Raw genomic sequence first — 12,102 nt, 5'->3', positions numbered from 1 at the left:
CGGACGGAGCCTTCGGGAGTGGGCGCTGTGCAAACAGTCTCATGATTCCCGAGAAGCCCTGTTCTTGAGAACAGGGAGTCGTCACCGCTAAACTGAAGGCCATGAAGGCCATACGGGTACACCAGGTGGGCGGGCCAGAGGTGTTGACCGTCGAGGACCTCCCCATCCCCAAGCCGGGCCCGGGGGAGGTTTTGGTCAGGCTTCTCGCCATCGGGGTCAACTACATTGACACCTACAAGCGCCGAGGCCTCTACCCCATGCCCCTTCCCTTCACCTTGGGGGAGGAGGGGGCCGGGGTGGTGGAGGAGGTAGGGGAAGGGGTGATGGGGGTGCGCCCCGGGGATAGGGTGGCCTTCGCCAACGTGCAAGGCGCCTATGCCCAGTACCAGGTGGTGCCGGCGGAAAGGCTGGTGCCCGTGCCCGAGGGGCTTGACCCCAAGCTGGCGGCGGCCAGCCTGCTTCAGGGGATGACCGCCCACTACCTCCTCCGAAGCACCTACCCCGTGCAGGCAGGGGATCAGGTGTTGGTGCACGCAGGGGCCGGAGGGGTGGGGCTCCTTCTCATCCAGTGGGCCAAGCACTTAGGAGCCACGGTCTACGCCACCGCCAGCACGGAGGAGAAGCGGGCCCTTTGCCTGCAAGCGGGGGCCGATTACGCCCTCCCCTACGAGGACTTCGCCCAGGCGGTGAAGGCCCTATCCGGAGGAGGGGTAGATGTGGTCTACGACGGGGTGGGGCAAAGTACCTTTGCCGGGAGCCTCGAGGCCCTGAGGCCCCGGGGCTATCTGGTCCTCTTCGGCCAGTCCTCGGGGCCCGTGCCCCCTATGGACCCCCAGGTGCTGAACCGGAAGGGAAGCCTCTACCTCACCCGCCCCACCCTCCACCACTACACCGCCACCCGCAAGGAGCTCCTCTTGCGGGCGGGGGAGGTGTTCCAGGCCCTGCGGGAAGGGTGGCTACGGGTGCGGATCGGGGCTGAGTTCCCCCTGGAAAAGGCCCGGGAAGCCCACGAGGCCTTGGAGGGGCGAAAGACCACGGGCAAGGTCCTCTTACTCCCCTAAATAGCGTTTCTTCCAGGCCCTAAGCCCCTCTTCCGGCAGGTAGGCCCCCCGCACGGTGCAGGCCAGGGCGGAAAGGGCGATGGAGCCCTCCAGGATGGCCCTGAGCTCCTCCCGGGAAAGGCGGGGGAGGCTTCCCTTCCCGTACCCCTTCTGGAGGAGAAGGGCAAGAAGCCCCGCGGTAAAGCTATCCCCCGCCCCCACGGTATCCTTCACCGCCACCCGCTCCCCAGGAAGGCGCACCTCCTCCTCCCCCAAGAAGGCCATCGCCCCCTCCTCCCCCAGGGTGAGGACCCTTAAGGGTGGATCCAGGGCCTTCACCACCCCCACGGGGTCCTGAGGGAAAAGCAGCTTTGCGTCCTCCAGGGAAAGCTTCAGCAGGTCCACCCGGGCCAGGTAGGCTTCCATCCGCTTTCGCTCCTTGGGGGTAGGGGGATGGCGGAGGTTGGGGTCATAGGAGAGGAGGGCCCCTTCCCCCTCCGCCTCCTCCAGAAGAAGCCCCAAGCCCTCCTCCGTGCGGTCCTCGAGGGCGAAGAGGGAGCCGAAATGAAAGGCCTTAACCCCCTTTAGGCTCCCTGGCTCGGGATGGTAGGGCTCCCGGAAGGGGCGGTGAAAGCTATAGCTGGCGTTCCCCTCCCTATCCAGCCGCACCAGGGCCAAGGGCATGGGAGCCGGATGGCGGAAAAGCCTTAACCCTAGACCCCGCCTTCGCATCTCCTCCTCGCCCCAGGCGGAAACCCAGTCCTCCCCCACCTCCGAGAGGAAGCGCACGGGAAAGCCGAGGCGGGCTAGGGTGGTGGCGGTGTTCAGCACCGAGCCCCCTAAAACCCCAGAGAAGCGCAAGGGGTCCTGGCCTTCCAAAACCAGGTCCACCAGCACCTCCCCAGCTAGGGCCAGCATGGCTCCATTATGCCTGTCATCCCCTTTACAATCCCCCTGGGGCCCCGTGGTATAATCCCCGAGAACCTGGGCAGTATCGTGCGATTCCCCTGGCTATGGGCGTGCTTTCCTAAAGCCCAGAAGGAGGTGGCAGATGCTTGGCGGATATGCGCATAGGCTTGCCCGTATCAACCTCTCCAGCGGCCAGGTGGAGTACTTTGCCCCCGACCCCAAGGACCTGGAGATGTACGTGGGGGGCCGGGGCCTGGGGGTCAAGTACGTGTTTGAAAACGGCCCAAAGGTGGATCCTTTGGGTCCCGATAACCTCCTTTGCATCATGAATGGCCCCCTGAGCGGCACCCGGGCCAAGATGTCGGGGCGGCTGGCCGTGGTCACCAAAAGCCCCCTCACGGGCACCGTCACCGACAGCCACATGGGGGGCTGGACCGCAGCCAAGCTGAAATGGGCGGGGTTTGACGGGCTCCTCATCAAGGGGGCCTCGGAAAAACCCGTCTACCTCCTGGTCAAGGACGGGGAGGTCACCCTCCACGACGCCTCCGACCTCTGGGGCAAGACCACCCACGAGACCCACCGCATCCTAAGGGAACGGCACGGGGAGGACGCCGACGTGATGGCCATCGGCCCCGCGGGGGAAAACCTGGTGCGCTTCGCCAACTGGATCAACAACGACGAGCGGGCCGCAGGCCGGGGCGGCACCGGGGCGGTGGCCGGAAGTAAGAAGCTCAAGGCCATTGTGGTGGTGGGCAAGCAGGAGAAGATGCCCCAGCCCAAGGACCCCGAGCTCTGGCGGGAGGCGGACCAGCAGGCCTCGGCCACCATCAACGACCCTAAGAACGTGACCGCTCCCAAGAAGGGGGGTCTCTCCCTCTATGGCACCAACGTGCTCATGAACATCTGCAACGTCATGGGGGCCCTCCCCACCTTCAACGGCCAGCACACCTGCATTGAAGGGGTGGAGACCATCTCCGGGGAGTACGTCCGCGAACACCGCCTCATCAAGGACAATACCTGCCACGCCTGCCCCGTGGCCTGCAAGAAGATGGTGGAGGTGCACCTCAACGGCAAGGCCATCCGTTTTGAATCCTACGAGTACGAATCCGCCTGGGCCCTAGGCGCCCATGTGGGGAGCACGGACACCGACTGGACGGGCTACGCCATCTACCTCTGCAACGCCTACGGCATGGACACCATAGAGACCGGAAACGCCATCGCCGTCCTCATGGAGGCCACGGAGAAGGGTTACTACCAGGGCCCCGACGGGATTCGCTTTGGCGACAAGGAGGGGGAGATCCGCATCCTCGAGGCCATCGCCCACCGCCGGGGGGTGGGGGACAGCCTGGCGGAGGGTCCGGCGCGCTTTGCCAAGGCCATCGGCCATCCGGAGCTTTCCCTCGAGGTCAAGGGCCAGTCCATCCCCGCCTATGATCCCCGGGGCCTCAAGGGCATGGGCATCGCCTACGCCACTTCCAACCGGGGGGCCTGCCACCTTAGGGCCTACACCCCGGCCTCGGAGATCCTAGGCGTGCCCTACAAGACCGATCCTCTGGCCTGGGAGGGCAAGGGCAAGCTCACCAAGCTATTCCAAGACCTTTCCGCCTTCACCGACTCCCTGGACCTCTGCAAGTTCAGCCAGTTCGCCGAGGGCCTCGAGGAGTACGCCAAACAGCTTGCCGCTTACTGGGGCCGGCCCGTGACCCCCGAGGAGATCCTCCTCATCGGGGAGCGCATCTACAACCTGGAGCGCTACTACAACAACCTGGCAGGCCATGGGGAAGGCTCCGACTACCTGCCCGAGCGCTTCCTGAAGGAACCCTCCGACTGCGCCGGCTCCAAGGGCCAGCTCACCGAGCTGGAACAGATGCTGGAGGAGTACTACCGGGAAAGGGGCTGGGAGAAGGGCGTGGTGCCCCCCGCCAAGCTCCAGGCCCTGGGCATCCTCCCCTCCGCCGCCGACTAGGCCTTGTGGGCCCTAGCGTCCACAACCCTGGCCCCCACGGCCAGGGTTTCCCATAGAATCACGGTATGCCCAAGGTAAACCTCTACGCCACCTTCCGCGATCTCACGGGCCAAACCCAGGTCCGGGTGGAGGGCAAAACCGTGGGGGAGGTCCTGGAAGCCCTGGTGCGGGCTTACCCGGCCCTAAGGGCGGAGCTCTTTGAGGGGGAAGGGCTTTCCGAGGGGGTTTCCCTCTTCCTGGAAGGGCGGGATGTGCGCTACCTGCAAGGGCTCACCACCCCTTTGGCCGAGGAGGCCACCTTGGACCTCTTCCCCCCGGTGGCGGGGGGAGGGTTTGTCCAGCGCTTTGGGGCCCTGCCCCCCTGGCTTTTGGAGAGGTACCTGCTGGAATGGGGCGGGAAAAAGATGGAAGAAGGGGTCTATGCCCTTCCTGGGGCCACGGTGCGCTTCCAGGAAGAGGAGCCCCTCAGGGTGGGAAGCCTCTCCATCAGCCAGCTTCGGGTGGAGGTGGAAGGGGAAGAGGCCGAGGCCTGGTTCCAAAGGATCCACCTGGCCGCCGCCCGGGGAGGGGGCTAAAGCCCCGTGGCCAGGGAAGCCACCCCTTTGTGGGAAGCGGTGCGCAGCCTTTGGGAGGCGGGGCGCTATTTTGAGGCCCACGAGGTTTTGGAAGGGGCCTGGCGAGAGGCCCAAGGGGAGGAAAAGCGCTTTCTCCAAGGGCTTATCCTGCTGGCCGCGGCCCTACACCAGGGGAAGCTGGGCCGAGGGGGCATGCGAAACCTAAAGAAGGCCGAGGGGAAGCTTCTCGGCCTCCCCTCCCCGTTCCTAGGCCTAGACTGGAGGCCCCTTTGGCAAGAGGCCCGGCGTAGACTTGGGGCGTGAACGCTTGGGTCTACGTCTACCGCGGCCAAGAGGTGGAAAACCGGCACCGCATCTCCTTGGCCGTCTACGGCCAGGAAGGCCTTTTGGCCTATGCGGGAAACCCCGGCTTATGGAGCTATATGCGCTCCTCGGCCAAACCCTTCCAGGCCCTGGCCCTTTACCTCACGGGGGCGGTGGAGCGGTTCCGCCTTACGGAGGAGGAGGTGGCCTTGGCCACCGCCAGCCACGATGGCACCCCCCGGCATGTGGAGGTGGCCTCGAGGTTCCTGGCCAAGCTGGGCCTGGGCCCGGAGGCCCTGGTGTGCGGGGTGCACCCTCCCTTTTCCAAGGAGGCCCGGAAGGCCCTGGAGGTGGCCGGGCAGCGCCCCACCCCCCTCCACCACAACTGCTCGGGGAAACATGCAGGCATGCTGGCCGCCAGCTTAGCCCTAGGGGCAAGCCCCGAGGGCTACGAGAACCCCGCCCACCCGGTCCAGGTCCTAAACCAAAGAACCCTGAGGGAGCTTTCCGGGGCCGAGCCCCGTTTGGCCACAGACGGCTGTAGCGTGCCCACCTTTGCCCTGCCCCTTTCCCGGGCCGCCCGGGCCTTTTTCCTTCTGGCCCAGCCGGAGGTGGCCACGGAAACTTACCGGGAGCCCTTGCGCCAAGTCCGGGCCGCCATGCGCCGCTACCCGGAGCTGGTGGCAGGACCGGGAAGCGTGGACACCCTCCTCATGGAGCGCCTGCCGGTGGTGGCCAAGCGGGGAGCCGATGGCTACTACGGTCTAGCCTTTCTGCAAAGCCCCCGTGGGCCCTTGGGCGTGGCCTTGAAGGTGGAGGATGGCTCGGCCCAAGCCCGGGAGGTGGCGGTGGTGGCCCTGGTGCGCCTCCTGGGCCTGGACCCAGGCCCCACCCCCTGGGACCAGCCGGAGCTAAGGAACTACCGCGGGCTACAGGTAGGCCACCTCCAGGCCCAGCTGGACCTCACCTGGCTCTAGATCTATCCCGCCCTCAGGCCCAGGAGCAGCCCGCCCACGAAGCTGGCCCCAAAGGGGAGGTTATAGGTAAGGGTTTTTAGGAGCCTATCCCAGAGGCTTTGCAGGCCGGGTTGCTGCAGAAGGGGCTCCACATCCCTTTGGATACGGGTCCAGTCCACCTGGATGTAACCCGCCTGGGCCAGGAGCTGGAGGGCGATGAAAAGGAGGCCCAAGGCGATGGCCAGGAACCGGCCCACCTTCTTCAGGGCATAGCCCACCGCATACCCGGCCAAACCGCCAAAGGTCATCTGGCCCAGGTAGGGGCTTAGGTCGGGTAGCTCCACGCCTTCACCCTAGCGGAATAGGGGTCGGGAAGGCAACTACTTGAGGCCCAAAAGCTCGGCCTCCTCCTTCATGGCCTTAAGAACGAAGGCCATGTGCTCGTCCAGGGTGAATCCGAGGTCTTCCGCACCCGTGACGATTTCTTCCCGGTTCACCCCCTTGGCGAAGGCCTTGTCCTTGAACTTCTTCTTGAGGCTTGGAAGCTCGAGGCCCAGGATGGAACGGTCTGGCCGCACATAAACCGCGGCGGTGATGAGGCCGGTGAGCTCGTCCACGGCGAAGAGGGCCTTGGCCATGAGGGTCCTCCGGGGTACGCCCGTATAGGAGGCGTGGCCCAGGATGGCCTCCAAGACCTCCTCGGGGTAACCCAGGCGCCTCAGCTCCTCCACCCCCCGGTAGGGGTGCTCCTCAGGGTATTTCTCGTAGTCCATGTCGTGGAGGACTCCGGCCATGGCCCAAACCTCCTCGTCCTCCCCAAAGCGGCGGGCGTAGGCCCGCATGGCTACCTCCACCGCCCGCATGTGCCGCCTTAGGGACTCGCTTTCCGTCCAGGCCTCCATGAGGGCTAGGGCTTCCGCAAAGCTCGGCATGCCCTAAAGTATAGCCATGCGCCTAGGCTACGGGGAGGATAGCCACCGCCTTGTGGAGGGCAAGCCCCTCTACCTCTGCGGCCTCTTGATCCCAAGCCCCCACGGGGCCCTAGCCCATTCCGATGGGGATGCTCCCTTACACGCCCTCACCGACGCCCTGCTTTCCGCTTATGGCCTCGGGGATATCGGCCTCCTTTTCCCCGACACCGACCCCGCGTGGCGAGGCGCCAGCAGCGAGGTCTTTCTAAAGGAGGCCCTCCGCCTTGTTGAGGAAAGGGGGGGAAAGCTGATCCAGGTAAGCCTGGCCATCATCCTGGACCAGCCCAAGCTTTCCCCCTACCGGCAGGGCCTCCAGGAAAACCTTTCCCGGCTCCTGGGCCTGCCCCTGGACCGGATCGGCCTCACCTTTAAGACCTCGGAGGGCCTGGCCGTAGCCCACGTGCAGGCTCGAGCCATGGCGCTTTTAGATGGTTGAGCTCCTGATCCCGGCCACGGTAACCGCGGTGGGGGGCGGGTCCCTCCGCGATGTCCTGGTGGGCACCCTCCCCCCAAGGGCCCTGCTCAACGAGCCCCTCTTGTGGAGCGTGATCCCCACGGGGCTTCTCGTCTTCCGCTTCCACCCCAGGGTACAGGCCCGGGAACGGCTCATCTACCACCTGGATACCCTGGGCTTGGCCCCTTGGGGGTGGCCCTGGCGGGCACCCTCTCAGGGGTGGGAGGAGGCGGGCTACGGGACGAGCTTTCCGGAAGAGGTGCCGGGCATCCTCTACCGGGCAGGGGACCTCTAGGCCTTCGCAGCCTTGGTGGAAGCGCTTGTGGTCTACGCCCTCCACGGCACCCATCCGGAAGGAGCCCTTTTCGCCGGGGCCCTGGCCACCGTGTTTTTGCGCCTCTTTGGGAGGCGGCTTGGTCTTAGGGCTGCCACTCCCAAGTAAAAAGGGGCCGGGCGTGCCCGGCCCCTTGAACCCCCTAAGGCTACTTCAGCTTGGCCAGCTCCTGCCGGGCCCTCTCCTGATCGTAGCGGTCGGCGGCGGTTTTGGCGGGAAGGGAGAGGGCGGTTTCCAGCTGTTTTCTCGCCCCCTCCTTCTTGCCCCAGGCCGCAAGGACCCTGGCGTACTCCACCCGGTGGATGATCCCATCGGGCTCCAGCTCTATGGCCTTTTGCATCAGGGGCTCCACCCTCGAGCCCTCCGCCCCCTGGGTGGCGGCCACCAGCCAGCCCTTTTGCACCAGCTCAAAGTGCCACAAGGCCAAGGCCACCATGGCCCCGGCGTGGTCGGGTTTGAGCTTCAGGGTTTTTTCCAGATCGCCTTTGATCCTAGGGGCTAGGCCCTCCGCCAGGGCCTCGAGGATCCCCTTGAACTGGGAAAGCCGCCCCAAGGCCCGGGCCCGCTCAAAGTAACCCTCGGGAAAATCGGGAGCCTTAGCGATGGCTTGGGAGGCGGCCTTCTCCGCCTTCTCAAACCAGGCCCGCTTCTCCTCAGGCTTGGCCTGGTAAAGGGCGTAGAAGCTGGCTCCTTTGGCGGCTAAGGCCAGGGCCTCGGGGGTACCCAGCTTCAAGCCCAGCTCATAGGCCTCCTGAAACCGCCCCGCATCCAGCAAGGCCGCCACCTGCGGGGCCTGGGCCAGGCCCAAGGCAAGGGCCGCCACCAAAAGAAAGGGTATCCAGTGTTTCACGGGTCTCACCCGCTGGGATTATACCGGGTCTAAAGCCTGCCCGGCGTAAACTGGAAGGCATGAGGCTTATCCTGGGATTGTTGCTCCTGGGCCTCCCCGCATGGGCCCAGGGAGCCGAGGATTATTTCACCCGTTGCCAGCGGCTTTTCCAACAAGGAGCCCTGGAAAGCGCCCAGGCCACCTGCGAACTGGCCCTTAAAAGCGACCCCGAACACCGGCCTAGCCTTCTTCTCCTTACCCGCATCCATCTGGAAAGGGGGGACCTTGGGCAGGCGGAAAGCTACCTGGGGCAACTGGGCGACGAACCGGAGGCCCAGCTCCTTCGCGCCCGGATCCTCCTGCAAAAGGGCCAGGCCGCGGAGGTCCTCAAGCTTTCCCTGCCTCCAGGACCCGAGGCCAACCTGCTAAAGGCCCAGGCCCTCAAGGCCCTTCGCCGGTACGAGGAGGCCTTGGGGCTTGCCCAGAATCTACCCCCCACCCCCGAAGCCCGGCTATTCCTGGCCCAGCTCTACCTAGCCCTGGGGCATCCCCAGGAGGGTCTAAAGGTCCTGGGCCCTACCCTGGGGGAAAGGCTGGAAAGGGGACGCCTCCTCTTTCTTTCGGGCAAACCCCAGGAGGCCATCCCCCTTTTGGAGGGGCTTCTCCCTGAGCTTTCCGCCCAGCCCCGGATGCAAAGCGAGGCCCTTTCCCTCCTGGTCCTGGCTTACCTGGGGCAGGGCCAGCTTTCCCAAGGGCAGGCCGCCTTAAGGCAGCTGGCCACCCTGGAAAACCTCCCCGCTCGCTTCCTGGCCAGGGCCTGGCCGTGGCTTCTCGTCTTCTTGCTCTTTTTGCTCCTCGTCCTCCTGGGAGAAAGCCGCATTGAACCCCTGCGCACCCTCGAGGTGGTGGAGGACCCCTTGCCGGGGCCGGGAAGCCTTTACCTCACCCTCCTGGGTAGCCTCCTCCTCTCCCTTTTGTTGGCCGCCTTGCTGGGAAAGGCGCTGTTCGCCAACGCCCTAGCCCTTTTCACCCCCTACCAGAAGGACTTCCTCCTCCCCAACCTTTACCTCATCTATGGCCTTCTCCTCTTCGCGAGCCTTTTGCTGGTAAAGGGGTTCCGCCAGCGCCTCCCTAACCTGCTCGGTTCCTGGTCCACCTGGATTGAAGGGTTCTGGGTGGGGCCGGCCTTGGTCCTTCTCCTCTTCCTCTATGGCTGGATCCGGGAAGCCCTGGAGCTGGGCACCCTGCCCCTAAACCTCCTGGCCTTCCTGGGCCTGGCCCTCATGGAGCCCTTTTTCCGAGGCCTCGTTCCCCTGGTCCTCAGGGAGCGGTACAAGGACCTCCACCCCTACCTGGCAGCCCTTCTCTTCGCCCTGGCCGTGCCCGGGCCCACCTTCCTCCTTATCCTCCTGGGGGCTGGGCTCCTTTGGGCTAAGGAGCGGGCGGAGGGCACCTTGGGGCTAGCCCTGGGCTGGGTGGTGGCGGGGGTGATCCTGGCCCTCTTCCCCGCCCCTTGGCTTCGGGCCTTTTAAGGCCACCCCGGCTCGGTCGGGTGGGGAATCCCTCAAGGTATGCGTCCCATCTTCTTCCTCTCCGACTTTGGCCTCGAGGACCCCTACGTGGGGGTGGTGAAGGCGGTTCTCTGGGAAAAGGCCCCCGGGGTGCCCGTCCTGGACCTGGCCCACGCCCTTCCTCCTCAGGACCTGCGCCGGGCGGCCTATGCCCTCTTTGAGGCTGTGCCCTATCTGCCCGAGGGCGGGGTGATCCTGGCGGTGGTGGACCCCGGGGTGGGCACAAGGAGGCGGGCCATCGCCGCTTTGGGAAGGCGCCTTTACGTGGGGCCTGACAACGGCCTTTTCACCCTGGCCTGGCTCCTGGACCCACCCATCCGAGCCCATGAGATCGCCCGCACCTCCCCCCCTAGCCCCAAGGGCATCCTCCCCCTGCCAGGCTGGGCCCCGGGGGGCCACACCTTCCACGGCCGCGACCTCTTCGCCCCTGCCGCGGCCCACCTGGCCCTGGGGCTGGCTCCGGAGGGGCTCGGACCGGAGGTGCCCGTACGGGACCTGGTGCGCCTCCCCCTCTCCCTTACCCCAGGACCCCAAGGGGAGGTCCTCACCTTTGACCGCTTTGGCAACGCCATCACCACCCTTCTCAGGGCCCCCCTAGGGGGGTTTGTGGAGGTGGCGGGGAAGAGGATCCCCATCCGCAAGACCTTTGCCGACGTGGAAAAAGGCGAGGCCGTGGCCTACCTGGGAAGCGCCGGGCTTTTGGAGATCGGCATCAACGGAGGAAGCGCCCAGGAGGCCCTGGGGCTAAGGGAGGGGACGCCCGTGGTCATAGCTCCTCCACCCAGCGCCCCACCTCCTCCAGAAGGTCCAAGGCGGTGAAGTCCAGGCTCACCGGGGTGATGGAGATGTACCCCCGCCGCACCGCATGGAGATCCGTGCCCTCCTCCTCCTCCCCCACCGGGGTGCCGGCGATCCAGTAATAGGGCTTCCCCTCGGGGTCCAGACGTTCCACCACCGTGTCCTCCCAGTGGTGGGTGGAAAGCCGGGTGACCATGAGGCCCTTGGGCACCCCCGCGGGAAAGTTCACGTTGAGAAGAACTCCCTTAGGAAGCCCCTTATGTAGCACCAGGCGGGCGATCTTTACCGCCCATTCCGCCGCCAAGGAAAAGTTCAACTCCTCCCCCGAGGTATCCAGGCTGAAGGCGATGGAGGGAATGCCCAAGGACGTACCCTCCAAGGCGGCGGCCACCGTGCCCGAATGGGTGAGGTCCAAGCCCAGGTTCACCCCGATGTTGATACCGGAGACCAAAAGGTCAGGCCGGCCCAGAAGGTGCACCCCCAATACCACGCAGTCGGCGGGGGTGCCGTCCACCCGGTAGGCGGGGATCTCCCCGAAACCGGCGCTGGCGGTGTGTTTGAAGCGCAAAGGGCGCCTTACGGTGATGCCATGGCCCACCGCGGACTGCTCCACATCGGGGGCCACCACATACACCTGGCCCAACTCCCGCATGGCCAGGCCCAAGGCCTTGATTCCGGGAGAGAAGATGCCATCGTCGTTGGAAACTAGGATGCGCATACGCCAAGCGTGACGACTCCCCGCTCTGAAGAGCGGGGCTTCGCGGTTCTAGGTTAGAGCACCTATCCCCGCAGGCTCCGTCCGAGCCCTGGCCAAGATGTTTACTGCCGCTGCCACGTCCCGATGGGGAAGAGTGCCACAAGAGGGACAAGTGGACTCCCTAGCCCACAGGGGCCTCTTCTCCCGGTGACCGCAGACAGGGCAGTCTTGGCTCGTGTACTTAGGGTCTACCTTGATAACCCGCCTACCAGCCTCCGCCGCTTTGTAGGCGAGGATTTGGAGAAATTGTCTCCAACCAGCGTCTTGTACACCTTTAGAGACACGAGAACGCATTAGGCCAGAAACGTTTAGGTCCTCATGAACTATGGTGCCATAACGGTTTACAAGCCTCCTGGCAAGTTTGTGGTGGAAGTCCCTCCTCTGATTAGCGATCTTACGGTGCAGTTTGGCCAAGCGTTTTTTGGTTTTCTTATACCTACCACCTCCTTTCTCCTTCCGGGAAAGCTCCCTTTGTACTTTGGCCAGCTTTTCTTGGGTCTTCTGGTAGTACCTGGGAGCTTCTACCATCTCCCCACCGGAGGTGACAAGAAAGTGAGGGTTGGTGCCCAGGTCTATGCCAATGGCTTCATGGCTTTCAGGCAAGGGTTTAGGGTCCACCTCACAGACAAAGATGATGTA

At 65.1% G+C, this 12,102-nt stretch carries 16 protein-coding genes; 10 read left to right on the top strand and 6 right to left on the bottom strand.

Annotation, left to right across the window (positions count from 1 at the left end):
- The first annotated feature begins 101 nt into the window (after positions 1-101).
- Positions 102-1,061 (top strand): quinone oxidoreductase family protein, encoded by a 960-nt coding sequence (locus L0D16_RS11695; RefSeq protein ID WP_243032389.1) that lies wholly within the window; start codon positions 102-104, stop codon positions 1,059-1,061.
- Here L0D16_RS11695 and L0D16_RS11690 read toward each other — a convergent pair.
- Positions 1,050-1,958, bottom strand: coding sequence for a carbohydrate kinase family protein (locus L0D16_RS11690; RefSeq protein WP_243032388.1), 909 nt, complete (start codon positions 1,956-1,958; stop codon positions 1,050-1,052). The two genes, L0D16_RS11695 and L0D16_RS11690, sit on opposite strands and share 12 nt — an antisense overlap.
- 133 nt (positions 1,959-2,091) lie before the next feature.
- Here L0D16_RS11690 and L0D16_RS11685 point away from each other — a divergent pair, with 133 nt between their 5' ends.
- From L0D16_RS11685 to L0D16_RS11670, 4 genes are all read left to right on the top strand, one after another.
- On the top strand, positions 2,092-3,915 hold the full coding sequence (locus L0D16_RS11685) for an aldehyde ferredoxin oxidoreductase family protein (RefSeq protein WP_243032387.1): 1,824 nt from the start codon (positions 2,092-2,094) through the stop codon (positions 3,913-3,915).
- 65 nt (positions 3,916-3,980) lie between these two features.
- Positions 3,981-4,490, top strand: a complete 510-nt coding sequence (locus L0D16_RS11680) for a ubiquitin-like small modifier protein 1 (protein WP_243032386.1) — start codon at positions 3,981-3,983, stop codon at positions 4,488-4,490.
- 6 nt (positions 4,491-4,496) lie between these two features.
- Positions 4,497-4,793 carry a DUF309 domain-containing protein gene (locus L0D16_RS11675; RefSeq protein WP_243032385.1) on the top strand — a complete coding sequence of 99 codons (297 nt, stop codon included), beginning with the start codon at positions 4,497-4,499 and terminating at the stop codon, positions 4,791-4,793.
- Entirely contained in the window at positions 4,790-5,770 is a 981-nt protein-coding gene (locus L0D16_RS11670; RefSeq protein ID WP_243032384.1) for an asparaginase, read from the top strand. Before L0D16_RS11675 ends, L0D16_RS11670 begins: the two co-directional genes overlap by 4 nt.
- A gap of 2 nt (positions 5,771-5,772) precedes the next feature.
- Here L0D16_RS11670 and L0D16_RS11665 read toward each other — a convergent pair whose 3' ends face one another.
- The gene (locus tag L0D16_RS11665; protein ID WP_243032383.1) at positions 5,773-6,093 is read right to left on the bottom strand and encodes an FUN14 domain-containing protein; all 321 of its coding nucleotides are present in this window, start codon (positions 6,091-6,093) and stop codon (positions 5,773-5,775) included.
- Between the two features lie 36 nt (positions 6,094-6,129).
- Positions 6,130-6,681: an HD domain-containing protein gene (locus L0D16_RS11660; RefSeq protein ID WP_243032382.1), complete on the bottom strand. Its 552-nt coding sequence runs from the start codon at positions 6,679-6,681 to the stop codon at positions 6,130-6,132.
- 16 nt (positions 6,682-6,697) lie between these two features.
- Here L0D16_RS11660 and ispF point away from each other — a divergent pair, with 16 nt between their 5' ends.
- The 3 genes from ispF to L0D16_RS12540 are packed head-to-tail and all read left to right on the top strand — an operon-like array spanning position 6,698 to position 7,616.
- A complete protein-coding gene (gene ispF, locus L0D16_RS11655; RefSeq protein ID WP_243032380.1) occupies positions 6,698-7,156 on the top strand; it encodes a 2-C-methyl-D-erythritol 2,4-cyclodiphosphate synthase in 459 nt (152 codons plus the stop codon).
- Entirely contained in the window at positions 7,149-7,469 is a 321-nt protein-coding gene (locus tag L0D16_RS11650) for a trimeric intracellular cation channel family protein (RefSeq protein WP_243032379.1), read from the top strand. Before ispF ends, L0D16_RS11650 begins: the two co-directional genes overlap by 8 nt.
- Before the next feature lie 15 nt (positions 7,470-7,484).
- Positions 7,485-7,616 carry a hypothetical protein gene (locus L0D16_RS12540; protein WP_279231397.1) on the top strand — a complete coding sequence of 44 codons (132 nt, stop codon included), beginning with the start codon at positions 7,485-7,487 and terminating at the stop codon, positions 7,614-7,616.
- A gap of 40 nt (positions 7,617-7,656) precedes the next feature.
- On the opposite strand, the gene L0D16_RS11645 is transcribed toward L0D16_RS12540, so the two are convergent.
- Positions 7,657-8,367, bottom strand: a complete 711-nt coding sequence (locus L0D16_RS11645; RefSeq protein WP_423247873.1) for a tetratricopeptide repeat protein — start codon at positions 8,365-8,367, stop codon at positions 7,657-7,659.
- A 50-nt stretch (positions 8,368-8,417) separates the two neighbouring features.
- Here L0D16_RS11645 and L0D16_RS11640 point away from each other — a divergent pair, with 50 nt between their 5' ends.
- Together L0D16_RS11640 and L0D16_RS11635 are read left to right on the top strand one after the other, a co-directional pair.
- Positions 8,418-9,869 carry a tetratricopeptide repeat protein gene (locus L0D16_RS11640; protein WP_243032376.1) on the top strand — a complete coding sequence of 484 codons (1,452 nt, stop codon included), beginning with the start codon at positions 8,418-8,420 and terminating at the stop codon, positions 9,867-9,869.
- Between the two features lie 39 nt (positions 9,870-9,908).
- Positions 9,909-10,727 carry an SAM hydrolase/SAM-dependent halogenase family protein gene (locus L0D16_RS11635; RefSeq protein ID WP_243032375.1) on the top strand — a complete coding sequence of 273 codons (819 nt, stop codon included), beginning with the start codon at positions 9,909-9,911 and terminating at the stop codon, positions 10,725-10,727.
- Here L0D16_RS11635 and surE read toward each other — a convergent pair.
- Both surE and L0D16_RS11625 read right to left on the bottom strand, forming a co-directional pair.
- Entirely contained in the window at positions 10,675-11,424 is a 750-nt protein-coding gene (gene surE / locus L0D16_RS11630) for a 5'/3'-nucleotidase SurE (protein WP_243032374.1), read from the bottom strand. The genes L0D16_RS11635 and surE overlap by 53 nt on opposite strands.
- A 48-nt stretch (positions 11,425-11,472) precedes the next feature.
- Positions 11,473-12,102: RNA-guided endonuclease InsQ/TnpB family protein (locus L0D16_RS11625; protein ID WP_243032372.1), on the bottom strand; the 630-nt coding region annotated here is incomplete at its 5' end.

Origin of the sequence: Thermus altitudinis (assembly GCF_022760835.1) — a bacterium.
Taxonomy (GTDB): domain Bacteria; phylum Deinococcota; class Deinococci; order Deinococcales; family Thermaceae; genus Thermus; species Thermus altitudinis.
The sequence above is the reverse complement of the archived record's forward strand: the minus strand, read 5'-3'. Positions and strand labels throughout refer to the sequence as shown.

Excerpts from the sequence above, each read along its gene's own strand:
- L0D16_RS11695 (WP_243032389.1), top strand. The coding sequence starts at position 102 with ATGAAGGCCATACGGGTACACCAGGTGGGCGGGCCAGAGGTGTTGACC.
- L0D16_RS11690 (WP_243032388.1), bottom strand. The coding sequence starts at position 1,958 with ATGCTGGCCCTAGCTGGGGAGGTGCTGGTGGACCTGGTTTTGGAAGGC.
- L0D16_RS11685 (WP_243032387.1), top strand. The coding sequence starts at position 2,092 with ATGCTTGGCGGATATGCGCATAGGCTTGCCCGTATCAACCTCTCCAGC.
- L0D16_RS11680 (WP_243032386.1), top strand. The coding sequence starts at position 3,981 with ATGCCCAAGGTAAACCTCTACGCCACCTTCCGCGATCTCACGGGCCAA.
- L0D16_RS11660 (WP_243032382.1), bottom strand. The coding sequence starts at position 6,681 with ATGCCGAGCTTTGCGGAAGCCCTAGCCCTCATGGAGGCCTGGACGGAA.
- ispF (WP_243032380.1), top strand. The coding sequence starts at position 6,698 with ATGCGCCTAGGCTACGGGGAGGATAGCCACCGCCTTGTGGAGGGCAAG.
- L0D16_RS11650 (WP_243032379.1), top strand. The coding sequence starts at position 7,149 with ATGGTTGAGCTCCTGATCCCGGCCACGGTAACCGCGGTGGGGGGCGGG.
- L0D16_RS11640 (WP_243032376.1), top strand. The coding sequence starts at position 8,418 with ATGAGGCTTATCCTGGGATTGTTGCTCCTGGGCCTCCCCGCATGGGCC.
- L0D16_RS11635 (WP_243032375.1), top strand. The coding sequence starts at position 9,909 with ATGCGTCCCATCTTCTTCCTCTCCGACTTTGGCCTCGAGGACCCCTAC.
- surE (WP_243032374.1), bottom strand. The coding sequence starts at position 11,424 with ATGCGCATCCTAGTTTCCAACGACGATGGCATCTTCTCTCCCGGAATC.